The sequence below is a fragment of the Spirillospora sp. NPDC048911 genome (assembly GCF_043198015.1).
GTDB lineage: Bacteria > Actinomycetota > Actinomycetes > Streptosporangiales > Streptosporangiaceae > Spirillospora.
In genome coordinates this window covers 69,063-94,360 of the sequence record NZ_JBICUD010000001.1, presented here as the reverse complement: position 1 = coordinate 94,360, position 25,298 = coordinate 69,063, and the positions used below count along the sequence as shown (strand labels likewise).

The 25,298-nt window shown below is 69.7% G+C and carries 21 protein-coding genes and 1 tRNA gene; 10 read left to right on the top strand and 12 right to left on the bottom strand.

All coding sequences use genetic code 11. From position 1 onward, the window contains the following. Window positions 1-19: 19 nt before the first annotated feature. A complete protein-coding gene (locus ACGFNU_RS00425) occupies window positions 20-1,570 on the bottom strand; it encodes a metallophosphoesterase (RefSeq protein ID WP_392589064.1) in 1,551 nt (516 codons plus the stop codon). A gap of 32 nt (window positions 1,571-1,602) precedes the next feature. Between ACGFNU_RS00425 and ACGFNU_RS00420 the strand changes: the two genes are divergently transcribed. Further along, the gene (locus tag ACGFNU_RS00420) at window positions 1,603-1,944 is read left to right on the top strand and encodes a metallopeptidase family protein (protein WP_392589063.1); all 342 of its coding nucleotides are present in this window, start codon (window positions 1,603-1,605) and stop codon (window positions 1,942-1,944) included. Between the two features lie 131 nt (window positions 1,945-2,075). Further along, on the top strand, window positions 2,076-3,500 hold the full coding sequence (locus ACGFNU_RS00415) for an MFS transporter (RefSeq protein ID WP_392589062.1): 1,425 nt from the start codon (window positions 2,076-2,078) through the stop codon (window positions 3,498-3,500). A gap of 164 nt (window positions 3,501-3,664) precedes the next feature. Here the strand turns inward: ACGFNU_RS00415 and ACGFNU_RS00410 are convergent, their stop codons facing one another. Continuing rightward, entirely contained in the window at window positions 3,665-3,991 is a 327-nt protein-coding gene (locus ACGFNU_RS00410; RefSeq protein WP_392589061.1) for a PspC domain-containing protein, read from the bottom strand. Window positions 3,992-4,223: 232 nt separating this feature from the next. Between ACGFNU_RS00410 and ACGFNU_RS00405 the strand changes: the two genes are divergently transcribed. Then, window positions 4,224-5,255 (top strand): aspartate-semialdehyde dehydrogenase, encoded by a 1,032-nt coding sequence (locus ACGFNU_RS00405; protein WP_392589060.1) that lies wholly within the window; start codon window positions 4,224-4,226, stop codon window positions 5,253-5,255. Window positions 5,256-5,344: 89 nt separating this feature from the next. Here the strand turns inward: ACGFNU_RS00405 and ACGFNU_RS00400 are convergent, their stop codons facing one another. Continuing rightward, window positions 5,345-5,560, bottom strand: a complete 216-nt coding sequence (locus ACGFNU_RS00400; RefSeq protein WP_392589059.1) for a DUF2277 domain-containing protein — start codon at window positions 5,558-5,560, stop codon at window positions 5,345-5,347. 203 nt (window positions 5,561-5,763) lie between these two features. On the opposite strand from ACGFNU_RS00400, the gene ACGFNU_RS00395 reads away from it, so the two are divergent. Beyond that, the gene (locus ACGFNU_RS00395) at window positions 5,764-6,153 is read left to right on the top strand and encodes a hypothetical protein (protein ID WP_392589058.1); all 390 of its coding nucleotides are present in this window, start codon (window positions 5,764-5,766) and stop codon (window positions 6,151-6,153) included. A gap of 43 nt (window positions 6,154-6,196) precedes the next feature. Beyond that, complete coding sequence (locus ACGFNU_RS00390) at window positions 6,197-6,676, top strand: hypothetical protein (protein ID WP_392589057.1); 480 nt, start codon at window positions 6,197-6,199, stop codon at window positions 6,674-6,676. A 119-nt stretch (window positions 6,677-6,795) separates the two neighbouring features. Here ACGFNU_RS00390 and ACGFNU_RS00385 read toward each other — a convergent pair whose 3' ends face one another. The 3 genes from ACGFNU_RS00385 to ACGFNU_RS00375 all read right to left on the bottom strand — a co-directional run bounded on the left by ACGFNU_RS00385 (window position 6,796) and on the right by ACGFNU_RS00375 (window position 12,406). Next, window positions 6,796-8,352 carry a M28 family peptidase gene (locus tag ACGFNU_RS00385; protein ID WP_392589056.1) on the bottom strand — a complete coding sequence of 519 codons (1,557 nt, stop codon included), beginning with the start codon at window positions 8,350-8,352 and terminating at the stop codon, window positions 6,796-6,798. 119 nt (window positions 8,353-8,471) lie between these two features. After that, entirely contained in the window at window positions 8,472-10,889 is a 2,418-nt protein-coding gene (locus tag ACGFNU_RS00380; protein WP_392589055.1) for a M4 family metallopeptidase, read from the bottom strand. A gap of 476 nt (window positions 10,890-11,365) precedes the next feature. After that, window positions 11,366-12,406 carry an alpha/beta hydrolase-fold protein gene (locus ACGFNU_RS00375; RefSeq protein ID WP_392589054.1) on the bottom strand — a complete coding sequence of 347 codons (1,041 nt, stop codon included), beginning with the start codon at window positions 12,404-12,406 and terminating at the stop codon, window positions 11,366-11,368. Window positions 12,407-12,474: 68 nt separating this feature from the next. Between ACGFNU_RS00375 and ACGFNU_RS00370 the strand changes: the two genes are divergently transcribed. Next, window positions 12,475-13,167 (top strand): peptidylprolyl isomerase, encoded by a 693-nt coding sequence (locus tag ACGFNU_RS00370; protein WP_392589053.1) that lies wholly within the window; start codon window positions 12,475-12,477, stop codon window positions 13,165-13,167. On the opposite strand, the gene ACGFNU_RS00365 is transcribed toward ACGFNU_RS00370, so the two are convergent. Both ACGFNU_RS00365 and ACGFNU_RS00360 read right to left on the bottom strand, forming a co-directional pair. Beyond that, window positions 13,136-15,775 (bottom strand): tetratricopeptide repeat protein, encoded by a 2,640-nt coding sequence (locus ACGFNU_RS00365; protein WP_392589052.1) that lies wholly within the window; start codon window positions 15,773-15,775, stop codon window positions 13,136-13,138. The two genes, ACGFNU_RS00370 and ACGFNU_RS00365, sit on opposite strands and share 32 nt — an antisense overlap. A gap of 104 nt (window positions 15,776-15,879) precedes the next feature. Further along, window positions 15,880-16,830 (bottom strand): hypothetical protein, encoded by a 951-nt coding sequence (locus ACGFNU_RS00360; RefSeq protein WP_392589051.1) that lies wholly within the window; start codon window positions 16,828-16,830, stop codon window positions 15,880-15,882. A gap of 175 nt (window positions 16,831-17,005) precedes the next feature. Here ACGFNU_RS00360 and ACGFNU_RS00355 point away from each other — a divergent pair, with 175 nt between their 5' ends. Both ACGFNU_RS00355 and ACGFNU_RS00350 read left to right on the top strand, forming a co-directional pair. Then, window positions 17,006-17,788 (top strand): isocitrate lyase/phosphoenolpyruvate mutase family protein, encoded by a 783-nt coding sequence (locus ACGFNU_RS00355; RefSeq protein WP_392589050.1) that lies wholly within the window; start codon window positions 17,006-17,008, stop codon window positions 17,786-17,788. A gap of 262 nt (window positions 17,789-18,050) precedes the next feature. Beyond that, the gene (locus ACGFNU_RS00350; protein ID WP_392589049.1) at window positions 18,051-19,145 is read left to right on the top strand and encodes an epoxide hydrolase family protein; all 1,095 of its coding nucleotides are present in this window, start codon (window positions 18,051-18,053) and stop codon (window positions 19,143-19,145) included. 29 nt (window positions 19,146-19,174) lie between these two features. Here the strand turns inward: ACGFNU_RS00350 and ACGFNU_RS00345 are convergent, their stop codons facing one another. Together ACGFNU_RS00345 and ACGFNU_RS00340 are read right to left on the bottom strand one after the other, a co-directional pair. Further along, window positions 19,175-20,131 carry an anti-sigma factor RsbA family regulatory protein gene (locus tag ACGFNU_RS00345; protein ID WP_392589048.1) on the bottom strand — a complete coding sequence of 319 codons (957 nt, stop codon included), beginning with the start codon at window positions 20,129-20,131 and terminating at the stop codon, window positions 19,175-19,177. Further along, entirely contained in the window at window positions 20,128-20,520 is a 393-nt protein-coding gene (locus ACGFNU_RS00340) for an STAS domain-containing protein (RefSeq protein ID WP_392589047.1), read from the bottom strand. Before ACGFNU_RS00340 ends, ACGFNU_RS00345 begins: the two co-directional genes overlap by 4 nt. Window positions 20,521-21,007: 487 nt before the next feature. Between ACGFNU_RS00340 and ACGFNU_RS00335 the strand changes: the two genes are divergently transcribed. Then, complete coding sequence (locus ACGFNU_RS00335; RefSeq protein ID WP_392589046.1) at window positions 21,008-21,970, top strand: ParB N-terminal domain-containing protein; 963 nt, start codon at window positions 21,008-21,010, stop codon at window positions 21,968-21,970. A 77-nt stretch (window positions 21,971-22,047) separates the two neighbouring features. On the opposite strand, the gene ACGFNU_RS00330 is transcribed toward ACGFNU_RS00335, so the two are convergent. Next, window positions 22,048-22,121 (bottom strand) — tRNA-Leu (locus tag ACGFNU_RS00330). Between the two features lie 417 nt (window positions 22,122-22,538). On the opposite strand from ACGFNU_RS00330, the gene ACGFNU_RS00325 reads away from it, so the two are divergent. Continuing rightward, window positions 22,539-23,009, top strand: a complete 471-nt coding sequence (locus ACGFNU_RS00325) for a cold-shock protein (protein WP_392589045.1) — start codon at window positions 22,539-22,541, stop codon at window positions 23,007-23,009. Between the two features lie 32 nt (window positions 23,010-23,041). Here the strand turns inward: ACGFNU_RS00325 and ACGFNU_RS00320 are convergent, their stop codons facing one another. Beyond that, window positions 23,042-25,075: a hypothetical protein gene (locus ACGFNU_RS00320; protein ID WP_392589044.1), complete on the bottom strand. Its 2,034-nt coding sequence runs from the start codon at window positions 25,073-25,075 to the stop codon at window positions 23,042-23,044. Window positions 25,076-25,298 lie beyond the last annotated feature (223 nt).

Sequence of the window (25,298 nt, the reverse complement as noted above, 5' to 3'; positions counted from 1 at the left end):
ATAAATGGTTACCGGGTTGTCAGGGGCTGGGCGAGCGAGGGGGTGTTGAGCTGGGCCATTGGGAGGGGAAGGTCGGGCTGGTGGGGGGAGGAGTCGGAGGTGTGGCGGGTGGGGTGATGGCGCGGTCTGGCTTGGGTTCTAGATGGCGTTCTATCTGGGCTGACGTTAGGCCTAGTCCGCCTAGGCGGAGGTCGTCCCAGCCCTGGAGACGATGGGTGGCTCGGCTGAAGTAGAGGACGGACAGCTCGATGGGAGTGGGCTCTTCATGCTCCAGGCCGCGGAGGCCGGCGCCGCCTGTGGAGCCTTGGATGAAGAGGCGAGTTTTGCTGGAGAGCAGTTTGGTAGAGCGTTCGTGGGCGTGGCCGGAGAGGGCTAGGGGAGTGAGGCCTGAGAAGCCTTCGGCCTGGTTCGGGTCGTGGATGACCGTTATGTCGGGGGTTGTGCCGGTGGCGCGGAGTTTTTGAGCTTGGGTGCTGCCAAGGCTGCGGAGTTGGTCGGCGCCTACGTCGTCGTCTCGCGTGGACTTGTCCGGGGTGAAGCGGGGGTCGCCTACGCCGTAGATGCGGAGTCCCTCCACCTCTTGCAGCCTGTCGTCCAGGACGACCGCGTTCTTCTGGGCGGCCACGGCGTTCTGGGTCGACTTGGAGTCGTGGTTGCCGCGTACGAAGACGTACGGGACCTTGAGGCTTGAGATGTCCGTGGCGAAGCGGTCCTCGGGCTTGCTGCCGTGGTCGGTGAGGTCGCCGCTGTCGATGATCAGATCGACCTGGAACTGGGTGCTGACCGAGCGGATGACGGACCAGGCCGCGGGGTTGAGGTGGATGTCGGAGACATGGAGGACGCGGAGGGTGGAGGGGTCTGGTTCGTAGGTGGGGAGCGTTGAGGTGGCTGCGTAGAGGCGTGAGACGTTCCCCACCAGGCGGGCCAGTTGGGCGCGGTAGGCGGAGAAGCGTTCGACGATGCTGCGGGCGTCGCCCACGACCTGGGGTGCGTTGGCCAGGAGACCGGTGTAGCGAGGCTCAGCCAGGGCCTGCGGATTGAACGTGGCCCAGGTGAGGAGTGTCAGGACTACGAGAGTTGCCAGGGTGGTGGTCAGGGCCAGAAGAGCCTTACGGAGGGAACGGAAGACCACTAGGGCGGCCAGGAAGGAAAAGGCCAGCGTCAGGGCCAGCGCACGTAGGAGCATGACCATGACGCCGTGGCGAAGCTCTGTTCCTACCTGGTCAGTGAGCCGGTCTACTTCGCTGTTGGACTCGATCAGCTTGCGGGCCTCTTCGGGACGCAGGTCGGTGACACTGGCCTCCAGAGCGATCGGGCCCCAGTGAGTGTCGAGATGCAGGGCCCCTAGGGGCGGTATCCGGATCGTGGTGCCGCCCGTCCAGGACGGACGTAGCGCCAGGGATACATCCGTCGGGCCCACAGGGGTGACGGCATGGCCACCCAGCGTCAGGCCTAGCAGGCCTCCCAGGAGGCCGACTGAGATGACCAGGATGACGCGGCCTGCACGGCCGCGGGCGATCTTCACGAGGGCCGTGATGGTGCGACGGAGCGCGGCCCGGATGCGGGTCACGGTGCCTCCTTCCGTCGAGCAGAATGATTCAGGTGATCGAAATATCGCGTGAGAGCTTCGAAGACCTGGTCTCCGAGGCCCTCGACACCGTCCCGCCCGAGCTGACCCGGACCATGCGCAACGTCGTCATCGTGGTCGAGGACGACGCCCCCGAGCCCGGTCTGCTCGGCCTTTACCAGGGCGTACCCCTCACCGAGCGCGGCGACTGGTACGGCGGCGTACTCCCCGATCACATTTCGATCTACCGCAACGAGATCCTTCGAATCTGCGAGACCGAGGCGGACGTGGTCGATGAGGTGAGGATCACAGTCGTTCACGAGATCGCGCACCATTTCGGGATCGATGACGACTGGCTTCACCAGCACGGTTACTGAGCTCCGGGGGTAGGGGACCGGATGGCAAAGGGTTCCATCAATCGGGCACGGTAGGTTACACAACTGCCACGCAGCGTGAGTTAATAGGACGACCACCCGGAGCCGGGTGGACGAACTGGAGCGCATGGCAGATGGGCCGGCATCGGCGTCCCCCGGAGGCACAGGCCACGTACCGCGAGGTCTTCGCGGTAGGTGAGTTCCGTGCTCTCTGGCTTGCCCAAACGTTGTCGTTCATGGGGGACCAGCTGGCCCAGGTGGCGCTGGCGGTCCTCGTCTACCAGGCCACCGACTCGGTGCTGCTCACGGCACTGACGTACGCGCTGACCTACCTTCCGCCGATCGTGGGCGGGCCCGTGCTGTCCGGGCTGGCCGACCTCTTCCCGCGACGTAGCGTCATGGTGATCTGTGACGTTCTGCGCATGGGGCTGGTCGCCCTGATGGCGCTTCAGGCGATGCCGTTCGGGGCGCTGTGCGCAGCCGTCTTCTTGACTGTGTTGCTGGGTGCACCGTTCACGGCGGCGCGAGCCGCGCTGCTGCCGGACGTACTCGAGGGCGACAGATACGTCGCGGGTTCGGCGATCAACAACATCACCCACCAGGCGACGCAGATGCTCGGTTTCCTGGCGGGCGGCGCGATCGTCGCCGTGGTCGGCACGTACGAGGCGCTGGCGCTCGACTCGCTGACGTTCGGGGCCTCCGCGCTGGTCCTGGTCGCGGGGCTGCGCCGGCGTCCGGCCACCAAGGAACGAGGCAAGCAGTCGCTGGGCCTTTGGCGCGGCACCAGAGACGGCGCGCGGCTGGTCTTCGGCGACCCGACACTGCGCTCGCTCGTCTCGTTCGCCTGGCTGTGCGGGTTCTATGTGATCCCTGAAGGTCTGGCCGCGCCCTACGCCGCCACCTTCGGGGGCGGGGCCGTGACCGTGGGCCTGCTGATGTCGGCCATGCCGACCGGGATGGTGATCGGCGCCTTTCTGTTCAGCAGGTTCGTCCGGCCCACCAACCGCATCCATGTCATGGGCTGGATGTCGATGCTCGCCTGCGCCCCGCTGATCGGCGCCGCGACGCACCCGCCCCTGTGGACCGTGCTGGGGCTGTGGGCCCTGTCGGGCGTCGGCAGCGCCTACCAGCTCGCGGCGAACGCGGCGTTCGTGGCCGCCGTGCCCCCGTCCGGCCGCGGCCAGGCGTTCGGTCTCGCCCAGTCCGGGATCCTCGCCGGTCAGGGCCTCGGCATCCTGCTCGCCGGCGCCGCAGCGCAGTTCCTCGGCGTCGAGACCGTCGTCGCCCTGGCCGGCGCGCTCGGCCTGTCGGTCGCCGCGATGCTGACCCTCACCTGGAACCAGAGACGCGGCGACGTGATCGCCGACATGCGCGAACGGACGGAGCGCGCCTCCGCACCGGACGTCAAACCCGGCCCCCTCGCCCGCGCCGAAAAAGGCTCCTCCGAGCTCCTGGTCGCCCCCCGCGAGACGCCCGAGCAGTCACACCTCAACGGCCGCTCCCTGAACGGAACGAACGGCCACCCCACCAGCATCCGCCCCTCGGCCCCAGCGCCCTAACTCCAACCCACACCCACAAGCCCCCACCACCACACACCCGTCTCCCACTCGGCCACGCACGATCGCCGCCTGACCACTCCCACCACTATCCGCATGCCCAGAGCCGCGTGCCGCGTGCGTTGGTGGGGCTGGGGGCGCGCTTCGTTGCGGGCCCCCGTGGCGGGTTACTTCGGGGTGCGGGTTTTGTTCAGGGCGTCCTTGGTCTTCTGGCTGACGTCCTGGAAGACCTCCTGCACCTTCGGGTTCTCCTTGCCCTTCTGGACCAGGTCCTCGGCGATCGAGGAGGGGGCGCCCTCTTCGGGGATCAGAACCCACGCGACGGCGTAGACCAGGACGCCGGCGCCGCCGAAGATGCTGAAGGCCGCGAGGCCCAGGCGGATGATGTTGGCGTCCACGCCCAGGTAGCGGGCGGCGCCGGAGCAGACACCGGCGATCATCCGGTCGTCTCGGGTGCGGCGAAGCTGTTTCGAGGTGCTCTTCTCCATGTCCATGCCTCGATACTTCCCGCTGGAAGGCTTCGGCCACATCGGGATTCGCCCTGATTCAACCCTGAGACGTCCCTCCCCCGGCCGCAGGGGGCCGGTTGGCGGGTTCGGCGTACAAAGATCTTTTAGTGGTGAAGCGTTTCTTAAGTATTCTGCGTAGGACTATTGATTGGACGCTTGGCGCGGGCCTCGGCAGACTCGTTGTCGCAGGTCACGCGAATCGAGTGAGGGAGCGGGCATGAGAATCGGGATCGTCGGGGCCACCGGGCAGGTCGGTGGCGTCATGCTCAAGATCCTTGCTGAGCGCGACTTCCCGGTGGACGAGCTGCGGCTTTTCGCCTCCGCCCGTTCAGCCGGACGGACGATTCCGTGGCGGGACGGCGAGGTCACGGTCGAGGACGCGGCGGTGGCGGATTACGCCGGGCTCGACATCGTGCTCTTCTCGGCGGGGAAGGGCAGCTCCAGGGAGCTCGCGCCCAAGGTCGCCGCGGCCGGTGCCGTGGTGATCGACAACTCGTCGGGGTGGCGGATGGATCCCGACGTGCCGTTGGTCGTTTCTGAGGTCAACCCGCACGCGGTGGCCGTGCGGCCCAAGGGGATCATCGCCAACCCCAACTGCACCACCATGGCGGCCATGCCGGTGTTGCGTCCGTTGCACGAGGAGGCCGGGCTCAGCGCTCTCGTCGTCGCCTCGTACCAGGCCGTGTCCGGGAGCGGGCTGAGCGGGGTCGCCGAGCTGCACGAGCAGGCCCGCAAGGTCGTGGAGGGCGCCGACCGGCTCACGCATGACGGCGCCGCGGTCGACTTTCCGGAGCCGCAGGTCTACGCCCGGCCGATCGCCTTCAACGTCCTGCCGCTGGCGGGCTCGATCGTGGACGACGGGCTCAACGAGACCGACGAGGAGAAGAAGCTCCGCAACGAGAGTCGCAAGATCCTCGAAATCCCCGGCCTGAAGGTGTCCGGGACGTGTGTACGGGTGCCGGTCTTCACCGGGCACTCGCTCCAGATCAACGCGCGTTTCGACCGGCCGATCAGCCCTGAGCGGGCCGCCGAGCTGCTCGCGTCCGCGCCCGGCGTGGTGTTGTCCGACATCCCGACCCCGCTCCAGGCCGCCGGCCAGGACCCCACGTTCGTGGGCCGCATCCGCCGGGATGAGACGGTCGAGAACGGGCTGGCGCTCTTCTGCTCCGGCGACAACCTCCGCAAGGGCGCGGCCCTCAACACCGTTCAGATCGCTGAGCTGGTCGCCGCCGAGCTGGGCGCCGCCTGATCGCATACCTGAGCTGGTTACGCCCATGATCTGATTACGGTTGACTGTCGGCGGTCGTCGCGTTTCGGCGCGGCGGCCGCTTCGCCTTGTCAGGCTGAGCGGCCCCGGACCTGGAGGGTGTCCAGGAGGCGGGCGGTGCTCTCCGCGATCTCCTGGACGGCGCGTTCGAACGCCTCGGCGTTGTGGGCGGCGGGGGCGCGGAAGCCGGAGATCTTCCGGACGTACTGGAGCGCGGCGGCCCGCATGTCCTCCTCGGTGACGTCCTCGGTGAACGGCGGGCGAAGTGTCTTGATGCTGCGGCACATGCCCCCATTGTCGCCCCGGGCCCCAGCGGTGATCCACCTGGTCTCCCGCAATGTCCAGATGTCCAGATGTCCACGATCACTTGGACAAACGCCCGCGGGGCTCGAAGGCGGGCCGGCGCGTGCCATTCTGGCCACTCCCCTCACAAACGATCACCGAAGACGCCCCTCTTCGGAGGGACGCTCTCTGCGCAAGGAGATAGTTCATGCGGATCCGAACGACTGCCACCGCCCTCGCGGGCGCCGTCTTCGCCGCTGGGCTGGTGGCCGGTGGGGCCGCTCCCGCCCAGGCCGCCCGCAAGCCCACCTGCGGCGGCAAGGCCTACGAGATGTGGATGTGCTTCTACCCGGACGGCGACAAGTTCTGCATCACGAACAAGTCCAAGGTCAGGGGAAACCACGTCGAGATCGAATGGTTCGCGCCGTACAAGGGCAAGGGCGGCCGGGTCGTCAACAAGAAGGGCTACAACAAGACCGTCTGCAAGAGCTACTCCGCGTCGCTCAAGGAGAAGCGGAAGGTCAACTTCCGGGGCTGGCTCTACAACGGGGGCGGGACTCCGATCGACATGTCCAAGGGCTTCTCGGCCACGACCTGACCGGCACTTCAGCTTCCCGCCAACGACTCCGAGAGGTGTTCCCATGAGACTCCGTCGCATCACCGGCATCGCTGCCGCCGCCGCCGTCGCGTCCGGCCTCGTCGCCGCCGCCCCTGCCACCGCCAACGCCGAGCCGGCCGCCCAGGCCGCCGCCGCGTACGGCTGCAGCGGCAAGTTCATCCGCTCCTGGCCCGTCACCACCAGCTGGGTCACGCTCAGCGACATCCGGCTCTACTACAACTCCAGCACCGGCTGGAGCTGCGCGGTCAACGTGAAGCGCAAGGCCTACCGGTCGAAGAAGACGTCGGTCTGGATCCACATGATGAACTCGCGGGCCAACGACACCGACAAGGCCGGGCCCTCGTACATCGACTCCGAGAACGGCAAGTTCAAGTGGTACGCCGGGCCGATCAAGGTCAAGGGCAAGATGGGCGGCAAGAAGCTCAAGGTCTCGCTCGTCGGTGAGACCTACTGGGACGGCTCCAAGGCCTACCGCCGCACCCCGTTCGTGAACGCGTACTGAGCTCCCTCACATACGACTGAACGAGCCTGGAAAAGCCACCGCGGGCCTCTCGCAGGTGGGTGTGCCAATTGAGAACGGCCCGTCTCCCAGGAGACGGGCCGTTCTCGGCTCGAAAGCCGTCAGGACTTGGTGATCTTCACGTTGTCGATGCCCGCCTCGACGAGGCTGGCGCCGCTCGCGTCGGCGGCGTCCACGAGGATGCGGACGCTCTGGCCCGCGTAGGCGGAGATGTCGGCGGTGGCCGTCTGCCAGGAGGCGGAACGGTTGGACGCCGCGCCCGTGGTGTTGAGCACGGTCGTGGTGCCGCTGGATCCGACGACGCGGACGCGGACGTAGTCGGCGCTGGAAGCGTTGTTGAGGTGGCCGAGGTACCACGAGAACGACAAGCTCAAGCTCCCTGTCGGCAACGTGATCGCCGCCGACTGGATGCTGGTGACGCCGCCGTCCACGTCGTTGTCGCCCGCGGAGCTGCCTGCGGAAGCGCCCGTGACGAGGGAGCTGGTGCCGCCCGCGGCGGCCAGCTGGAGGCTGGTGCCGGAGCTGCTGGTCGCCTGCGCGGCCCCGCGTTCGAACCGGCCGGTGGTGGCGGTGTCGGTGCTTGACGGGTTGGCCGTCCAGCCCTTGTCGGTCTCGAGATCATCGGTGTAGACGGTCTCGCCCGGCGGCGTCCCGGTCCCGGCGAGGTTCCACACCGCGTACGCGAGCGCGTCGGCGTGGCGGTCGAGGGCGGTGTCGTTGATGTTCGACGTGGTGTCGCACGACCGGTGGTAGCAGCTGTCGAACGCCTGCCCGGCGGTGCCGCCCCACAGCTGGGCCTGGGCGGACGACTTGATCCCCTCGGCTCCGGTGAACATGCCGCCGGCCGGGATGTTGTAGCGGATGAAGCCGCCGTAGTCGGACCGGCCGTCGAACGCGGTGTCGCGCACCTGCACGCCGATCGAGGTGAAGTACGCGCGGAGCGTGTTCTCGATCTCGGCGGATCCGGCGGGGCCACCGCTGCCGCTGGAGCCGTCGCCGTCGTAGGCGAAGTAGCCGGGGTTCGGCGAGCCGACCATGTCGTAGTTGACGTAGCCCTTGATCTTGGCGCGCTCCGTGGCGCCCAGGTTGTTGGTGTAGTAGTTGGACCCGATCAGGCCGAGCTCCTCGGCGCCCCACCAGCCGAACCGCAGGTGCTTGGCGGGCTGGAGGTTCGCCCGGGAGACCGCGAGGGCGACCTCGAGCACGGTGGCCGAGCCGGAGCCGTTGTCGTTGATGCCCGGTCCGGCGGTCACGCTGTCCAGGTGCGATCCGGACATGAGCACCTGGTTGGGGTCGCCGCCGGGCCAGTCGGCGATGAGGTTGTAGCCGGTGGCGCCGCTGGAGGTGAACGACTGGATGGTGGTCGTGTAGCCGGCCGCGTCCAGCTTGGCCTTCACGTAGTCGAGCGAGGCCCGGTAGCCCGGCCGCCCGTGGGCGCGGGTGCCGCCGTTGTTGTTCGCGATGGTCTGGAACTGGGTCAGGTGGGCCTTGACGCTCGCGAGCGGGATGTCCGGCGGTGCCAGCGCGGCCGCCTTGAGGGCGGCGGACAGGGAGTGGCCGGACGTGGCGGGGGCCGGTTTCGCCGCCGCGCCGCCGCCGAGGAAGGTGGCGACGGCGAGCGTGACCGCCCCCGCGGTCGCCAGTACGCGCGATCTCATGGTGCCTCCGAGAGGTCCGAGAGGTGTGCCGGCTCGTGGCGGAGCCACCGGGGAGGTGGTGCGCCTGGAAGGGGGGCCTGGGGCGTACGACCCGCCACGAGCCGGCGGTCTTGGGGCGATCAGGACTTGGTGATCTTCACGTTGTCGATACCCGCCTCGACGAGGCTGGCACCACTGGCGTCGGCGGCGTCCACGAGGATGCGGACGCTCTGGCCCGCGTACGCGGAGATGTCGGCCGTGGCGGTCGCCCACGCGGCGGAACGGTTGGACGCCGCGCCCGCGGTGTTGAGCACGGTGGTCGAGCCGCTGGATCCGACGACCCGGACGCGTACGTAGTCGGCGCTGGAGGAGTTGTTGAGGTGTCCCAGGTACCACGAGAACGACAGGCTCAGCGTCCCGGCCGGCAGCGTGATGGCGCCGGACTGGATGCTGGAGGTTCCGCCGTCGAGGTCGTAGTCGCCCGCGGCCGTTCCGGCCTGGAGACCGGTGGCCAGGGAGTTGCTCCCCCCTGCGGGGGTGCGTTGCAGGTTCGTTCCCGAGTAGGTGGTGGCCTGCGCGGCGCCGCGCGCCCACTGGCCGTTGGTCGCGGTGTCCGAGCTGGACGGGTTGACCGTCCAGCCGGTGTTGCTCTCGAAGTCGTCCGAGTAGACCGTGACCGGTCCGCCCGTGCCGACGGTGAGCGTGTACGTGGCCGTACGGTCGACACTGGCGCCGTCACCGAGGACCGTCAAGGTGTACGTGCCGTTCGCGGTGCCGGCGGGCACGCTGACCGTCATCGTGGACGTCTGCCCGGAGGTCACCGAGGCCGGTGAGAACGAGGCGGTCGGGCCGCCGGGGCTGCTGGTGGCCGACAGCGCCACGGTCTGGGCGCTGCCCGCGGTCGTGGCGGTGGTGACCGTCGCGGTCGTCGAGCCGCCGGCCTGCGCGCTGCCGGCGTTGGGGTTGAGCGTGATCGAGAAGTCGTTCTGCTGCGCGCCGCAGGCGGCCTCACCGCTCTGCGCGGGGACGCTGACCGCGGCCCACGCGGCCTTGACCGCGTTGCACTCGGTCGCCGAGCCGGGGTAGAGCGCCAGCGCCGCGTTGATCGTCTCGATCCGCGCCCGCGCGTGGCTCCACGCCGTGACCTTGCGGTTCAGGCCGCCCATGAAGATCGCGCCGGCCTTCTGCACGCCGATGCCGGTGACGGTCGAGTTGTTGCAGGTCGGGCTGGTGGGCTTGCCGCCCCCCGGGTTCGAGCCCTCGGCCAGCAGGTAGAACCAGTGGTTCTGCGGGCCGGCGGCCGCGTGCACCTCGGTGCTCGGGATCGAGGACGAGTAGCAGTTGGGGTCGCCCTCGGCGGACGGGTTGTACATGTTGCGGATCTCGCCGCTGCCGACCAGGTCGACCTCCTCGCCGACCAGGTAGTCCGGCGGGTCGAGGTTGGCGGGCTCGTTCGCGTAGTGCTCGGTCAGCGCGCCGAAGATGTCGCCGGTCGACTCGTTCATGCCGCCCTTCTCGTTCCCGCTGCCGCCGCTGGAGCCGCCGGGGGTGGTCTGGAAGATGGCGTGACCGAACTCGTGCGCGACCACGTCGACCGAGGTGGCCTGACGGGTGTTGGCCTGGTTGTGGCCGAAGCTGGTGTAGCTGCCGTTCCAGAACGCGTTGGCGTCGTTCAGCCCGACGCGCGCGGGGTAGCCGCCGCCGGTGCCGTTGATGCCGCTGCGCCCCAGCCAGGCGCCCAGCATGTCCCATTCCTTCTGAACGGCGTAGAGGGTGTCGACGCAGGCGGTCTCCAGGTTGGTGCCGCCGCCGTTGCCCCACGCGCTGTCGGTGCCGGTGTACGTGGAGCCGTTCTGGCCGCCGCAGCGGATGCCGGAACGCGTCGGGTCCGACATCTCCGTGGCGGCGGTGCTGAGGTCGACGGTGCCGTGGTAGTAGCTCACGTCGTCGGCGGCGTCGGCCACCTCGTCCCAGGCCTGGGCGACCTTGCCGGTCTTCGCGTCCACGAAGACGTGCAGCTTGGTCGGCGCCTTCTTCCTGAGGCCCTCGACGACGGTCTCGTACGCCAGCCGGCCGGAGCCCTCGGCGATCACGGTGAGCCGGGGCGTGCTCGCCGAGGTCACCTTCGTGATCTGGGCGCGCGAGGTCCTGGCGGCCTGCGCGGCCGAGACCGTGGCCTTGGTGCCGACGTCGAGCTTCTGGCGCTGGGCGACCGTGGTGCCCAGCACCGCGCCGGTGGAGTTGGTCGTCACCACGAAGTCGCCGCCGTACACCGGCAGCCCGTTGTAGGTGCGCTCGTACGCGACGTACTGCAGGCCGCCGAGGCCCGAGACGACGGTCTTGCGGACGATCCTGTCCTTCGGGGCCTTGCGGAAGGTGCCCGGCTTGGCGACGACGATCCGGTCGGCGGAGGCCGCGGCGACCTGCTTGGGGTCGGGCTTGGCCGCGAGGGCGAGGGTGGTGGCAGGGCCGGCTGAGGCGTGGACGGGCGCGGACATCGCCACGGCGAGACCGGCGGCGGTGATGGCCGCCGGCCAGAGCGCGGTCAAACGTCTCACAGGGTGCTCCTTCTACGGGCCGGGCAGGACGGCCTTCGGGAGGTCCTTGTGGGAGCGCTCCGCGAGACTTCGACCGCCCGGCAAGGGCTGGAGGAGATCCCCGCAAAGGTGTGCGTCGCGCGGACGCGGCCAGCGGGGGACGCCACGTCCGCGAGCACCCGTCGCGGGGGCACGGGTGCTCGGCGCGGGGATCATGACCCGCGCCACACGGGGGGAGGGGATAGGGGGATAAAGGGCGGTTCATCCGGATGAGCTGTCGAGAAGTGCACCCCGTGTACCGCTTCGCGTCAACGCCTCCACGTACGACTGGATTTTCAATTAATGTGAAAAAGATTCTGAATATCTTGAATACCGGCCCTGAACAGCGGAAACGACCGCACCCTCACCGTCGTGACACCGTGAGGGTGCGGTCGCTCAGCGTGCTCGCGAGTGGCGAGATCGTGCTCGCCGGGTCGCCGGAACGATCTGTCAGAGGCTCATGACGCGTCGGCGGGTGCGATTCGATGGCAGAGCCAGGCGAGCGCCAGGGGATAGCGGTATTCGATGGCGCCGTGAGCCGAGTCGAACAGCTCGAAGTGGATCACGTCCTCCTTGACGCCCGCGTCCAGCAGCGCCTGCCGGAACGCCTGCGCGCCGACGTCGAGGTACCACTCGTCGCGGGTGCCGCCGTCGATCCAGATCGCGCGCTGGGAGAGCATCGCGTCGGCATACCGCGGCACCATCCGGACCGGGTCCAGATCGAGCCAGCGCTGCCAGACGTCCGGCTTCAGCACGCCCGTGACCGTGTCGAACGGCAACTCCGGAGACCCGTCCTCGCGAGCGGTGTAGGACGCGGTGTAGCCGAGCATTTCGAGCAGCTTGGAGTCCTCCTGCTTGGTGAACGACACGCGCGAGCCGAAGTCGTTCCACCAGTTCATGAGGTCGCCGTCGTACGCGCGCAGATGGCGGACGACGTCGGCGAAGTCGCTCATGTAGCAGTACTCGAACAGGGCGTCGCCCGCGTGCGTCGCCAGCGCGCCGAACAGGTCGGGCCGCAGCATCGGCGTGATCATCGCGCCGTAGCCGCCGCTGGACTTGCCGGTGATCGCCCGGTGCTCGCGGCCGGCGAGCGTGCGGTAGTGCGCGTCCACCCACGGCACGACCTCGTCGCAGATGTACGAGTGGTAGCGGCCGGTGCCGGGGGAGTCCAGGAACTGGCTGCCGCCGTACGAGGTCCACGCGTCGAGGTACACCACGATCGCGGGCGGCGCCTCACCGCCCGCGAACACCGCGTCCGCGAGCTCCGGGAACGGCTGCCGGAAGGGCATCCGGTTGCGCCACATCTCCAGATGCCCGGTGAAACCCTGGATCACGTACACCGTCGGATAGCGGCGTCCGGGCTCGTCGTCGTAGCCCGGCGGCACGTACACCCAGAGCGGGCGTTCGTGCGGGTCGCCCAGCGGGTTGCCGCGCAGCAGATCACTGCTGAACACGTGTTCGTCGAGGCGTCCGGCCAGCTCTACGGACCATGGGAGCATGCGTTCTCCTTTGTTTCGTCGGTCTTTGCCAGTATCGCCGGACGTAAACGATCAGTAGGTTGAGCCGCATGAGAACGCGCTGGATGGTCCCCGCCCTAGCCATCGCCCTCGCCGCCACGCTGCCCTCGGGCGTCGCCCAGGCGGCCGCTCCGAACGCCGAGGCCGGCAAGGCCACGCCCGGTCATCACGGCAAGGTGCGATGCGAGTTCATTCCGACGCCGGAGAACCCCGCCGCCAAGCCCGTCCGGCCGCCCCGCCCCTGGGCGAAGAAGCGCGGCATCGTCGAGGTGACGCTCAAGACGAACTTCGGCGACATCAAGATCAGGATGGATCGCCGGGCGACGCCCTGCACGGTGCACAACTTCGTCAGCCTCGCGAAGCAGCGGTTCTTCAACCGGACGCAGTGCTGGCGGCTCACCAACTCCGAGCGGCTCGGCGTGCTGCAGTGCGGTGACATCTACCGCGCCGAGGAGGGCGGGCCGGGCTACAAGTTCGACGACGAGCTCACCGGCAAGGAGACCTACCCGCGCGGCACCGTGGCCATGGGCAACTGGGGCCCGGACACCAACAGCAGCCAGTTCTTCCTGGTGCACTCGCACGCCAACATCCCGCCCGCGTACACCGTGTTCGGCCGGGTCACCAAGGGCCTGAACGTGCTCGACAAGATCGTCGCGGGCGGGATCATCCCCGGCCCGACCAACCCGCAGGACGGGCAGCCCAAGAACCCCGTCAAGATTCACCGGGTGCTGGTCCGTCACTGACCGCCCGCCCGCCGGCTCCCGCCGCCCAGGCCGCGACCTGGGCGCGGGAGCCGAACCCGAGCTTCGCCAGGATGTTGGCGACGTGCCGGCCCGCCGTCCCCGGACTGATCACCAGCTCCGCGGCGATCTGCCGGTTGGTCAGCCCCCGGCCGATCAGATCCACCACCTCGCGCTCGCGCGGAGTGAGCGTGCTGGGCGGCAACCGGCCCCCCACAGCCCGCGAGACACCCCCACCAAGGCCCGCGCCCCCGCCCACACCCGGGCCCATGCCCCAGGCCACGCCTGCGTCCCCGGCCGCACCCGCGCCTGCGCTGCCGGTCAGATCCGCGCCGCCAGCCACGTCCGCGCCTGCGCTCCCGGCCGCGCCCATGCCCGTGCCTGCGTCTAGGTTTATGGGGAGGTCGCCTATCGCGTAGGCGACCGCTGCTTCGGCTGTCATCGCGTGGCCTTCGGACCAGAGCCGCGCTACCGCCGGTGCGCCGATCCGTTGCCGGACGCCGTCCAGCCAGAGCTCGCGGCGCGCGCCGGAGGACGGCGACGGCGGCACGCCCGCGGACTCGCGCACCGCGCCCGATGCCCCCGCGATCCGCACGGCGCGGAAGGTGTCCCCGGAACGCTCCGCCAGCGTGGCGAACAGTTCCAGCACGCGCGCGACGCCGATCCGCTGGCCGGTGAGCTCGGTGAGCACCAGGCTCTCGGCCAGGTAGCGGCGGGCCAGGTCGAGGTCGCCGAGATCGAGGGTGACGGCGCCTATCCCGGCGAGGCAGCGGGCACGCTGCATCCTGAACTCGACCAGGTCGGTCGCGATCGCGTGGGCCTCGCGGTAGTAGCTCATCGCGCGTTCGTGGTCACCGTGGCCGTGCGCGACGACGCCGAGGCCCACCAGCGTCGTGGCCGCGATGCCGTAGTGATTCAGGCGCCGGAAGATCTCCAGGCTCGCCTCGTGCAGCCGTCCCGCCTCGCGGAGCTGCCCGCGGCGCACCGCCAGCGAGCCCAGCGCGGACAGTGCCAGCGCCTCGTTGAACGGATCGCCGTCGCGGGCGCGCAGCCGGACCTCCGCCAGCCGCCGTTCGGCCCGGTCCTCGTCCCCGCGCCGCAGGTCGATACGGGCCAGCACGGCCAGCGAGCCGTTGACGCCCGGCTGGTCACGCAGCTGCCGGTAGAGGCTCAGGCCCTCGCCGGCGTGCGCGGCCGCCAGCTCCATCTCGCCCTGCTCGTACACGATCTCGCTGTACGCCCTGCACGCGGCGGCCCGTATCTCCGCACGGGGGGTGGTGGGCAGCGCGAAGAACCGTTCGAACCAGGCCCGGCCCTCGGCGAACCGGCCCTGGATCAGCCAGATCCACCGCAGTGCCACGCACAGGCGCAACCCTGCCTCGACATCGCCCGGCCGCGCCGACGCCCGGAGCGCGGCACGGAAATTGTCGAGATCGGCGTTCACGGCGCGGAAGGCGTCGAGCCGCTGCTCCCAGGTCACGTCCGTGGCGCGCCAGCCGGTCCGTTCGTGCCGTTCTGCCACCGCCACCATGTGGTCGCGGTGCCGCGTCACGAGCAGGGACGCCTCCTGCGCCTCCGCCATGCGTTCGGCCGCGTAGTGCCGGATCGTCTCCAGGAGCCGGTAGCGCGGAACGCCGTTCTCCTCGTATGGCACGACCAGGGACTTGGCCACCAGGTCGCCGAGCACGTGCAGCACGTCGATCGTGTCGTCGGCGCAGACCGCTTCGGCGGCCTCCAGCGTCCAGCCCCCCGCGAACACCGACAGCCGGCGCAGCAGCAGCCGTTCGTCCGGGCCGAGCAGATCGTGGCTCCAGTCGACCGTGGCGCGCAGCGTGCGCTGCCGGGCGGCGGCCGTGCGGCTGCCGTGGACGAGGAGGCGGAACCGCTCGTCCAGCCGGTCGGCGATCTGCTCCACGGTGAGGAACGCGACGCGGGCGGCGGCCAGCTCCAGTGCCAGCGGCAGCCCGTCCAGCCCGCGGGCCAGCCGGACGATCTGCGGAGCGTTCCCCGGGTGGAGGCCGAAGCCGGGCCGGGCCGCGGCCGCCCGCTCGGTGAACAGCCGGATGGCGGCGTGCCGCCCGATCTTCTGGAGATCGGTGGCCGACTCGGCGGGCAGGTCCAGCGGCGGCACCCGCCACACCACCTCGCCGGGGATGCGGAGCGGCTCCCGGCTGGTGGCCAGCACCCGCAGGCCCGCGCACCCGTGCAGGAGCCGCTCGGTGAACGAGGCGCACGCGTCGATCAGGTGCTCGCAGTTGTCGAGGACGAGCAGCAGCTCGCGCGGGCGGAGCGCGGCCAGGAGGGTCGCCTCCGGGGGCTGGCCCGGCTCCTCGGTCACCCCCGCCACGGCGGCGACCGCCTGCGGGATCATCGCCGGATCGGTGACCTCGGCCAGCGGGACCAGCCAGGCGCCGTCGCCGAACTCGCCGGCGACCTGGGCGGCCAGGCTCCGGGCCAGCCGGGTCTTGCCGATGCCCCCGACTCCGCTCAGCGTGAGGCACCGCTCGCCGGACAGGAGGGCGGCCAGCTCGGCCACGTCCCGCTCCCGCCCGACGAACCGGTTGGTCTCCGCCGGCAGGTTGTGCCGCCCGGGCTGCGTGCGATGTGTCATGGACCCCTCAACCGAGAGTCTGACACCGGGCGTACTGTCCTGCCAGCGGAGACCTTGTCCTGCTGCGGCCCACTGGGGCCCTCGTGGGGCCCCAGTGGCGGACGCTAGGAGGCGCGGCGGAGGGTGAGGAAGACGCGGTAGACGCCGTTCTTGTCGCCGCCGTCGAACTTCATCGCGGGCAGCGTCACGAGCGACGAGTTCTGTGTCTTGCTGTCGGCGAAGGCCTGCGTGAGGGCCAGCTTCTGCGGCTCGCCGACCGGGTCGTCCGCGCCGACCGAGGAGATGAACCCCGCGATGCTGGCCAGCGCGCCCGCCGCCGCCGCGATGACCGGCATGCCGAGCACTCCGGCGAGCGCCGCGGCCGTCGTGAGAATCTCTCCGATCTCACCCACGATCTTGGCCGCGTCGCCCAGGTCGTGCTCGAAGTGGGCGGCGGTCAGCAGCACGTCGGAGCTGATCGCCGTCGCGCCGGACCGGCCGAACAGGCGCAGCTTCTCCGAGCCGGTCGCCGGGTTACGGTCGCCGTCGTTGGCCTTGTAGAACGGGGTGCGCAGCGACCGGGCGGGCTCCCCGTCGTCCACCTGCTGCTGCGTGATGATCGCGAAGACGGTGTACGGCTCGTCCTTGCCCACCCACTCGGGGTCGCTCTCGTCGTCGCAGATCATGTGCGAGAACTGCAGCTCGTAGGTGTGCGGCGCCGCCCCCGGCGTGCCGGGCGCGGGGGTGTCGTCAGTGACGGCCGTGCCGCCGAGCCTGTCGAAGATGGCCGCCAGGTCCTGGCGCGGAACGGCCGTCGGCGCGGGCTTGAAGGCGTAGGTGCCGCCGAAGTGCGCCCGCTTCTGCTCGTCCCCCAGCTTGTCGGTCAGCTGGACGAGCCGCTGGGCGACGCTCCTGGCCTCCGGCAGGCGGTCGAGCATCTTCCAGACCGCGTTGTCGACGTCGTTGCGCTGCGCGGCCGGCACTCCCGCCGCGTAGCGGCGCAGAAGGTGGAGCGTGACGCCGGCGAACTCGGCGCCGGCCGATGCCCCCGCGGCGCCGGTTTCGATGTTGCTCATGCTGAACCCTTCGGTTCGTCGGGCACCCCCCGTGGGGCCCGATGACAAGCGAGAACGCTACGAACGGCGGCCGTCCCGGCACATGTGCCGAACGATGTAGATGCCGATGTATGTCACGAACGGCGCGGGTCTCCGGTCCTCCATGATGAGAGGTGTCTACCGAGGAGTGATCTGGATGAACGAAGCTGAGACGGTGACCTTGAAAGAGCGGGCCGCGCGGCTCCGCGAGCTGCACCGGCCGGGCGACCCGCTGCTGCTGCCGAACGTGTGGGACGCCGGTTCGGCCAAGGTCGTGGCAGGGGAGGGGTATCCCGCGCTCGCCACGGCCTCGGCCGCGATCGCCGAGATGCTCGGGTACCCCGACCACCAGGGCGCGCCGCCCGAGGAGATGTTCGCCGCCGCGGCCCGGGTCGTCCGGGCCGTCGAGGTCCCGGTCACCGTGGACGCCGAGGCGGGCTACGGCCTGGAGCCCCGCGACCTCGTCGACCGGCTGGCCGGCATCGGCGCGGTGGGCTGCAATCTGGAGGACACCGACCACGCGAAGGGCGGGTTGACGCCCGTCGACGACCAGGCCCGCTTCCTCGCCGCCGTGCGCGCCGCGGCGACGGACGCCGGGGTCGATCTGGTGATCAATGCGCGGGTGGACGTGTTCCTCGGCGGCGCGACCGGGCCCGAGGTGACGGCGGAGGCGATCGAGCGGGGACGCCGCTACTTCGAGGCGGGCGCCGACTGCGTGTATCCCATCCTGGTCGCGTCGGAGGAGACGATCGCGGCGCTGGTGGAGGGGCTGCCGGGCCCGGTCAACGCCAACTGCCTGCCGCACGGTCCCGGTCTTCGCCGGTTGGCCGAGCTCGGTGTCGGGCGCGTCTCGTTCGGGCCGATGGCCTATCGCAGGGCGCTGGCAAGCCTGAAGGCGACGGTCACGCGGATCGCCGCCCTGGAGGACCCTTACGCCTGACCCCCGCCTGTCCGCGGCGGGACGGCACGTCCGTCCGGCGGGACGGCACGTTCGTCGACCTGGCTCACCCGTTCCGGCGCGGGTGGCGAGGCCGTGTACCAGCAGGATCCGAAAGCGCAGGTCGTCACCGACCTGCGCTTTCGTGCGTCCCGGGGGTGTCTCGTATGACGGGCTTGTTGGTCCGTCCAACATTTTGCTAATGTTGGACGCGCCAACGTTAGAGCGGCTAACGATAGCGATGACTTCCCGGAGGAGCACGATCATGATCAAGTCGTTCCGTATCGACGTCCCGCAGGCCGACCTCGACGACCTGGCCGACCGGCTCGCTCGGACCCGCTGGCCCGACGAGCTGCCCGGCGCCGGCCGCGATTACGGCATCCCGCTCGGGCGCGTCAGGGAGCTCGCCGAGTACTGGCGCAACGGCTACGACTGGCGCCGGCACGAGGCGGAACTGAACGAGCTGCCGCAGTTCACGACCGAGATCGACGGGCAGACGATCCACTTCGTGCACGTCCGGTCGGCCAAGCCGGACGCCCTCGCGCTCGTCCTCATCCACGGCTGGCCGGGCTCCTACCTGGAGTTCCTCGACGTGATCGAGCCGCTGTCGCAGGACTTCCACCTGGTGATCCCGTCCATCCCGGGCTTCGGCTTCTCCGGGCCCACCCGCGACCGGGGCTGGGACATTCGCCGTGTCGCCCGCGCCTTCGCCGAGCTGATGGACCGGCTCGGCTACGGCCGGTACGGCGCGCAGGGCGGCGACTGGGGCGCGGGCATCGCGCGCGCCCTGGGCGGCACCGCGCCGGAGCACGTGGTCGGCGTGCACCTCAACTACCTGCCCACGCCACCGCCGCCGGTGCCGGGCATCGAGGACGCGCTGTCCGACGACGACCAGGCGCGCCTCGCCAAGATCAAGCAAATGGTGGCCCAGCGGCCCGGCTACCAGGTGCTCCAGGGCACCACTCCGCAGACCATCTCCTACGCCCTGACCGACTCACCGGTCGCGCAGCTGGCCTGGATCGTCGAACGGTTCGACGAGTGGACCGACCCGGCCTCGACGATCGAGCTCGACCGCGTCCTCACCGACGTCTCGCTGTACTGGCTGACGGGCACCGCGGGCTCGTCGGCCCGCCTGACCCGGGAGAGCGGTGTCGGCGGCCCGCTGAGCTGCCCCGTCCCGGTCGGGATCGCCGTCTTCGCGCACGACATCACCCGGTCGATCCGCCCGTTCGCCGAGCGGATCCACGACATCGTGCACTGGAGCGAGTTCGGCGACGGCGGCCACTTCGCGGCGATGGAGATCCCGGAGCTGTTCGCGGGAGACGTGCGGGAGTTCTTCACGGGGCTCGCGCTCGGATGAGCCCGGCGCCTGGAGGCCTGGCCGGAGGTCTAGCCGGAGGTCTGGAGGGAGAAGCGGGCCTGGATGGTGGTGCCGTCCGGGCCCGTGTGGACGCGCAGCAGATCGGCGATGTGGTTGACCATGAGCAGGCCGCGCCCGCCGTTGCCGCCGAGCCCCACGGGCTCGCGGCCGGCCAGGGGGTCGGTGAGGTGCCCGGCGTCGCTGATCTGGCAGACGAGGGCGCTGTCGGCCCAGACCCGCAGCGTTCCCCGGCCGCCGCCGTGCCGGACGGAGTTGGACGCCAGCTCGTTGACGGCGATCTCGAGGTCGCCCACGGTCGCGGGGGGCAGGCCGGCGCGGGTGGCGATGCGGGCGGCGACCTCGCGGGCCTGGACGAGGTTGTCGATGTCGAAGTCGAGGATCACGTGATGCCGCGCGTCCGGCCCGGGCGCGGGCAGCGGCCGGTTGTACGCCTGGATGACGGTGCCCGGGTCGTAGACCGTGCTGACGGTGGTCTTGGCGTTGTCGATGACGGTCGGGTGCGTCAGCGCCGCGTCGCTGATGACGCGCGGATCGAGCTCGATCGTGTCGTACGGGCACAGGATCGTGACCGGCCGGCCGGTGAAGGCGAGGTTGATCAGTGCCTCGTGCTGGACGCACGCCGGGTACTCGGTGGCCGACCGGCCCGCCCAGATCGGCTCGCCGATGATGCGGACGTGCTCGGCGTCGCGGTGGGAGTCGGCGAAGGCGCGGAGGACACCGGGGATGATGCGGCCGGGGTTGCGGCCCGCGACCGTCATGTCGAGCATCTTCACATCGCGGGAGGCGTCGCCGAGCTCCTTGCGCAGCAACGCCAGCCGGGGGCCGGGCACGGCCACGGCGACGGGCTGGCCCGCCTCGAGTCCCGCTTCGATGAACGGCACGGTGCCGGCGAGGTACTCGTCCGTTCCGCGGTAGAACAGGGCGGGATGGACGAACGGCTCGGCGTCGTCGAGGGTGGCGCTCATGACTGGACCTTGATCTTGGGGACTTTCGAGTAGAGCACATCCATGATGCGCCGCAGTGAGGCCGGCGGATTCTCCAGGTGGACGTTCCTGCCCGTGGGGAGGCGTTGCGCGGCGGTCACCAGGACGGCGGCGCCACCGGAGTCACTGAAGACCACCTTCGAAAGGTCGAGGTGGACGTCGGTGCCCCGGCTGACCAACGGCGTCAGATGTGACTCCAAGGTGTCACGCGTGACCAGGCTGATCTCCCCCTCCATGCTCAGCCCCACCCGCCCGGGCGTGGGCGAGCAGGTCAGGACGGCGCGGCGCGCCTGCCGGGGAATACGCACCGGCGGCGCGGGGGCCACTCCGTCAGCGGCGCCATCGACCGCCTCTCGATCCGGACTCGACATCCACCCTTCCCTGCCCTGACCCACCACGGTCAAACTCTCGATCGGCCCAGCCGGACACCCCCGATTGTACGAGACCGGGCCTGCTGGAGAAGCGTGTCACCGTAGATCTTCCGGCCGGCCGTCGAGCACGGCGCCCCGTGGCAATTGGATCGCCAATGATCCCGGGAAGACGCCTTAAACCGAAAGTTCCCAGGTTTCCGCAATGACCGCATCCGGCCGACGGCCTAGGATGCCTAACGGGCATCGAATACCATCAACGTCTGGAAAAACGACGGGGCAATGCGCGATGAGTTTCGGCGGCCCCGTGATTTCCGGCCCGGGGCCGGTCGCCCACCGATGATTTTGTTCGCCATTAACGCCCCCGTCTTTTGCTCGCACGGGCGATCCGCCCCCCACGACTCCCCCGCAGTGAATCCCCGCTCCACAACCCCGCTGTCTGTTCTCATCTGCCTTTGGAGAGGCACGATTCAGATGCTGAGGAGTTGACTTGCACGCCCCAGGTCACAACGATCTGTACGCAGCGGAGGAAGTGGAGATCGGTTCGCTGGCGGCCGGCGGTTCGCCGCGGACCGCCGGCGAGAACCTCGCACACGTGGAGACCCTGGTCGCCTCCCAGGCGCAGCTTCCACCGATCGTCGTGCACCGCCCCACCATGCGCGTCGTCGACGGCATGCACCGGCTGCTGGCCGCCAAATCCCAGGGACACCGGACGATCTCCGTCAGGTTCTTCGACGGCCCCGAGGAGGACGCCTTCGTCCTCGCCGTGCGATCGAACATCGCGCATGGGCTCCCGCTGTCGCTGGCCGACCGCAAGCAGGCCGCCGAGCGCGTGATCGCCTCCCATGCGCGCTGGTCCGACCGGATGATCGCCTCGGTCACGGGCATCTCGGCCCGGACGGTCGCCGAGATTCGCAAGCAGGTCAAGGGCAGGCCCGCGGACGGGGCCGGCCGGATCGGACGGGACGGCCGGGTCCGGTCGACCGATGCGACCGAGGGGCGGCGGCGGGCCCATGAGCTCATCGTCAAGGACCCCGGCCTCTCGCTGCGCCAGGTCGCCCGGGCGGCGGGGATCTCGCCGGAGACGGTCCGGGACGTGAAGAACCGGTTGTCGCGGGGCGAGGATCCCCTGCCCCGGCGGCGGCCGAAGGAGCTCGTGCCCCGGCCCGCAGGTCAACCGGCCCGGCGCGACGGCCATGCCGGCAGGCCGGCGCCCGGGCCGGCCGCCGCGCCGGCTGCGGTGGTGGAACGGCTGAGAGCCGACCCCGCCCTGCGCTTCAACGAGAACGGGCGCGACCTCTTACGGCTGCTGAACGTCCACACGCTCAGGGCCGAGGACTGGAACAGGCTGGTGGACAGCGTGCCTCCGCACTGCACGGAGAAAGTCGCCCAGCTGGCACGTGATTGTGCGAGGAAATGGCTGGAGTTCGCTTCCGTCGTCGAGCGCGATTGATGCTCGGCGGCGGCCCCTCGCCATCGTCCAAGTGCCGGCGGAACCGGTTGGACGGCAACACGCCGGCCGCTCGTTCGTGCCCCCCATCGGATTCGAACCGACACCTAGTCCCTTTTAAGGGGACTGCCTCTTCCGCTTGGGCTAAGGGGGCCTGGATAGTCTGATTTTAGCCGGTTGGCGTACTCTGGGTCGACAATTAGGACCACTGAAGATGGCCGGTATGGGTAGGCCAAACAGACTGGACGCCGCTCCTCCGGAGCGGTTCCGACTCGTTCACCGGAAATGCGGCTCTGCCCTTTCCGGTGTATTCGGGCTTGGCCGCGTGGGGCAGACGATGGAATTGATGCCGCCCGGTCGTGAGCGCCGGACGGTCCGTCCCGGCTGCCGCGCCGCCCTGGTACGCGCTCGGTGAACACCCCGCCACCGCGTCCCTCGCGCCGCCGACCCCGCGCTTGACCTCGGCGATGAGCGGGCACGGTCCGCTGGGGCTTTGAACGGAAAGGCGCGCGGCGAGATGGCATAGTCAATGTCGCTCGGCGCGGAAGTGCGGTGTGTTGGAGGGGACGTCATGGCCAAAACAGGCAAGGTTCTGCGGTTCGACGACTTTCGCGGCTACGGGTTCATCGTGCCCGACGAGGGAGGCGAGGACGTCTTCGTCCACGCCAACGACCTCCTCGACGAGAAGACGGCGTTCACGCCCGGAACGCCCGTCGAGTTCGAGGTGACCCAGGGCGATCGCGGATTGAAGGGGTTCGCGGTGCGCGTCCTCGAGTCGGGACGCCGCCCGGCGGAGGCCGGCGCGGCGAGCGGCAGTCCGGCGGCGCAGTCGCCGCCGGTGAAGGGCCCCAAGACGGTCGCGGCCACGAACAGGCCGGACGAGGACGACGGCCTCTGCGACGTTCTCTCCCCGGACGAGTTCGTCCAGGAGCTGACCGAGCTGCTACTCGAAGAGGCACCGGAACTGACCGGTGCGCAGATCGTCCACCTACGGCGGGGGCTCCTGGTCCTCGCGCAGAAGTACGGCTGGGTGGAGAACTGAGCCCCGCACCGGCGGCTCGCCGCTGAGGCGGGTCAGAGCAGCGCCCGGAAGCCACTGTCGACCGCGGCGACGGCGGCCGCGATGTTGCCCACGTTCTCGACCCGCACGCCGAGCTTGGCGAGCAACTGGAGAATCTTGTTGTTGTCCGGCTGCTCGTTCTCCAGCTCGCCGTCGAGCTCCTCCGCCGTGGCGACGGCCTTCTCCAGCTCGGGGTCGCCGGGCGCGATCTCGCGCAGCTCGGTGATGATCGCGTCGAGCCGGCGCCGCAGCTCGGCCAGCTCGTCCTGCGGAGCCTGGTTGGTGATGGCCCGCGCGTTCGTCCCCGCCGCCATCGACACCGCCCGGATGCTCGCCGAGTCACCGGCATAGATCCCGCTGTTCTCGTTCATTTGGTCCTCGCTCCTGAATTCCCTCGGAAGCCCTGGTTCACCCGGTTCCTGACGCCGTTCGCCATGCCGGCCATCGAGCCCTGGCCAACGGCGATGTTCTGGGCGCTGATCTTTCCTTCGCCGGCGACGAAGACGCCGTTGTTGAGGATCGTCGTCTGCCGCTGGGAGAAGTCGCTGACATCGATGTTGTGCTTCTCCATGAACTCGGTGATCGCGTCCATGATCCGGCGCTCCACCGTCTTGACATAGAGCTCCTGGTCGAGCTTCTGGAAGTAGCTGGTGGAAGGCGTTGTCGTTGCCCAGCTCACGGATGCTGACCACGGCGCCGTAGTTGAAGACGCGGTCGTCCAGGATCGCCCACCGGTCACGCCTGGCCTTCAGCCACTGAGTCAACGGGCTGAGGACGACACGCGCCATGTTGAGGAACGCTCGCAGGACGGCGATCGGGAACCGTACGAGGGACTCCCCGGCGAGCTTCAACAGTTGCAGGACGGTCGGGTGGCTCAGCAACTGGTCGACTTTCCTGTAGCGGTCGCGTGACGGTGGCAGCAGCGAATAGCTCGCCTCGACGAACAACAGGTCCTGATCGGGCAGGAGCGCGAAACGCAGGAAGATCGTGACGACCACCTCGCCGCTCCAGCCGTTGACGCAGACCGTGAGATAGGGCCTGGCGCGGCCATTGGGCGCATCACGCAACCGCCGCACCAGCGCCGCGTCCACCTTCGCGGCGGGTGCGCGCAGCGGGGTGGGCAGAAGCGCTTGCTGGACCTGCGGTTCGAGGCCGTGCTGAAGGTCCCGGCCGTTCACCACGAGCCGGTCCTGTACGGACACCCCGGGCAGTCCCAGCCTGCCGATGGCGTCCCCTACCTCGTCGTAGAGCTCGTGCACGTGGAAGGGAATGACGGTCTTGCCCTCCTCGGCCCTGGCCATGTTGAGGGTCACCGACCAGGTTTCGAGATCGAAGCCGTAGCCGACGAAGGGCCGGTACATCGCGGACATGACCACGTTGCCGCGGTCGTCGTCGGCGATCTCGGCGAGCCTGGCCTGATCCTTGCGCGACGGTGGGACGGGTGCCTCGGCAGGGTCGAAGGAGTCCCGTCGGAGCCGAGGGAAGATCACCGCGTAGTAGGTGTACAACAGCTCGGCGAAGACCACGCCCCACAGCGCCACGGCGATGAGGAGAGTCCACTGCGGCAGGATCGACGCCGCGTTCTCCAGGTCGAGGAAGAGGACCAGGAGCCACACGGCCGGAAGCAGCGTCAGCACGAGGTCGCGGAGCCGCTGCCTGCTGCGCGCGGCCAGCGCGTACTTGAGCACGGTGGCCAGGTCGACGCCCGGTGAGGACGCGACGGCCTTGTACGGCTCGTCCAGCACCGATTCGATCGCCTTGGTCGACAGGCCGCTGTCCACCTGCATGGCGGCGCAGAGGTAGCGGGTCGCGTCCCGTGCGAACGGCCTGCGGCTTCGGTTCGGCGGTGACGCTCGCCTTGGCCCTGGCGGAGTTCCGGCAGGTGGGGCGGGGGCCGCGATTTTCGATGGGAAGGTGAAGTTGTTCGGTGCCGCGTGGGCCGGGCCGGTGGACTGCCCGGCGACCGGCTGGATGACGCGCCGCTGACCGCAGTGCCGGCAGACCACGTAGTTCTGCGAGTTGTCTCCGTTGCACCTGGTGCATTTCATCGGCTTCCCTCCCTGGGCTTCTGGGGATCAGGCGGTGGTTCCTCACCGCCGCCTGGGTCGGTTCGCCCCTGGTCATGCGTCGGTGGCGGAGGGGCGGGCTGCTGGCTTTGCGACGGCGACGCTGGAGGGGTGCTCGGAGGACGTGGCGCCGGAGTGGTTCGGGTCGGGGCCGGTTTGGGGGTGGGGGGCTGCGCGTCCTCGCCCGGTGCGAAGATCCACAGCA

What these genes read in the sequence shown, in the direction of transcription:
- ACGFNU_RS00415 (WP_392589062.1), top strand. Translation starts at nt 2,076, where the DNA reads ATGGGCCGGCATCGGCGTCCCCCGGAGGCACAGGCCACGTACCGCGAG.
- ACGFNU_RS00410 (WP_392589061.1), bottom strand. Translation starts at nt 3,991, where the DNA reads ATGGACATGGAGAAGAGCACCTCGAAACAGCTTCGCCGCACCCGAGAC.
- ACGFNU_RS00405 (WP_392589060.1), top strand. Translation starts at nt 4,224, where the DNA reads ATGAGAATCGGGATCGTCGGGGCCACCGGGCAGGTCGGTGGCGTCATG.
- ACGFNU_RS00400 (WP_392589059.1), bottom strand. Translation starts at nt 5,560, where the DNA reads ATGTGCCGCAGCATCAAGACACTTCGCCCGCCGTTCACCGAGGACGTC.
- ACGFNU_RS00395 (WP_392589058.1), top strand. Translation starts at nt 5,764, where the DNA reads ATGCGGATCCGAACGACTGCCACCGCCCTCGCGGGCGCCGTCTTCGCC.
- ACGFNU_RS00390 (WP_392589057.1), top strand. Translation starts at nt 6,197, where the DNA reads ATGAGACTCCGTCGCATCACCGGCATCGCTGCCGCCGCCGCCGTCGCG.
- ACGFNU_RS00385 (WP_392589056.1), bottom strand. Translation starts at nt 8,352, where the DNA reads ATGAGATCGCGCGTACTGGCGACCGCGGGGGCGGTCACGCTCGCCGTC.
- ACGFNU_RS00375 (WP_392589054.1), bottom strand. Translation starts at nt 12,406, where the DNA reads ATGCTCCCATGGTCCGTAGAGCTGGCCGGACGCCTCGACGAACACGTG.
- ACGFNU_RS00370 (WP_392589053.1), top strand. Translation starts at nt 12,475, where the DNA reads ATGAGAACGCGCTGGATGGTCCCCGCCCTAGCCATCGCCCTCGCCGCC.
- ACGFNU_RS00365 (WP_392589052.1), bottom strand. Translation starts at nt 15,775, where the DNA reads ATGACACATCGCACGCAGCCCGGGCGGCACAACCTGCCGGCGGAGACC.
- ACGFNU_RS00360 (WP_392589051.1), bottom strand. Translation starts at nt 16,830, where the DNA reads ATGAGCAACATCGAAACCGGCGCCGCGGGGGCATCGGCCGGCGCCGAG.
- ACGFNU_RS00355 (WP_392589050.1), top strand. Translation starts at nt 17,006, where the DNA reads ATGAACGAAGCTGAGACGGTGACCTTGAAAGAGCGGGCCGCGCGGCTC.
- ACGFNU_RS00350 (WP_392589049.1), top strand. Translation starts at nt 18,051, where the DNA reads ATGATCAAGTCGTTCCGTATCGACGTCCCGCAGGCCGACCTCGACGAC.
- ACGFNU_RS00345 (WP_392589048.1), bottom strand. Translation starts at nt 20,131, where the DNA reads ATGAGCGCCACCCTCGACGACGCCGAGCCGTTCGTCCATCCCGCCCTG.
- ACGFNU_RS00340 (WP_392589047.1), bottom strand. Translation starts at nt 20,520, where the DNA reads ATGTCGAGTCCGGATCGAGAGGCGGTCGATGGCGCCGCTGACGGAGTG.
- ACGFNU_RS00325 (WP_392589045.1), top strand. Translation starts at nt 22,539, where the DNA reads ATGGCCAAAACAGGCAAGGTTCTGCGGTTCGACGACTTTCGCGGCTAC.
- ACGFNU_RS00320 (WP_392589044.1), bottom strand. Translation starts at nt 25,075, where the DNA reads ATGAAATGCACCAGGTGCAACGGAGACAACTCGCAGAACTACGTGGTC.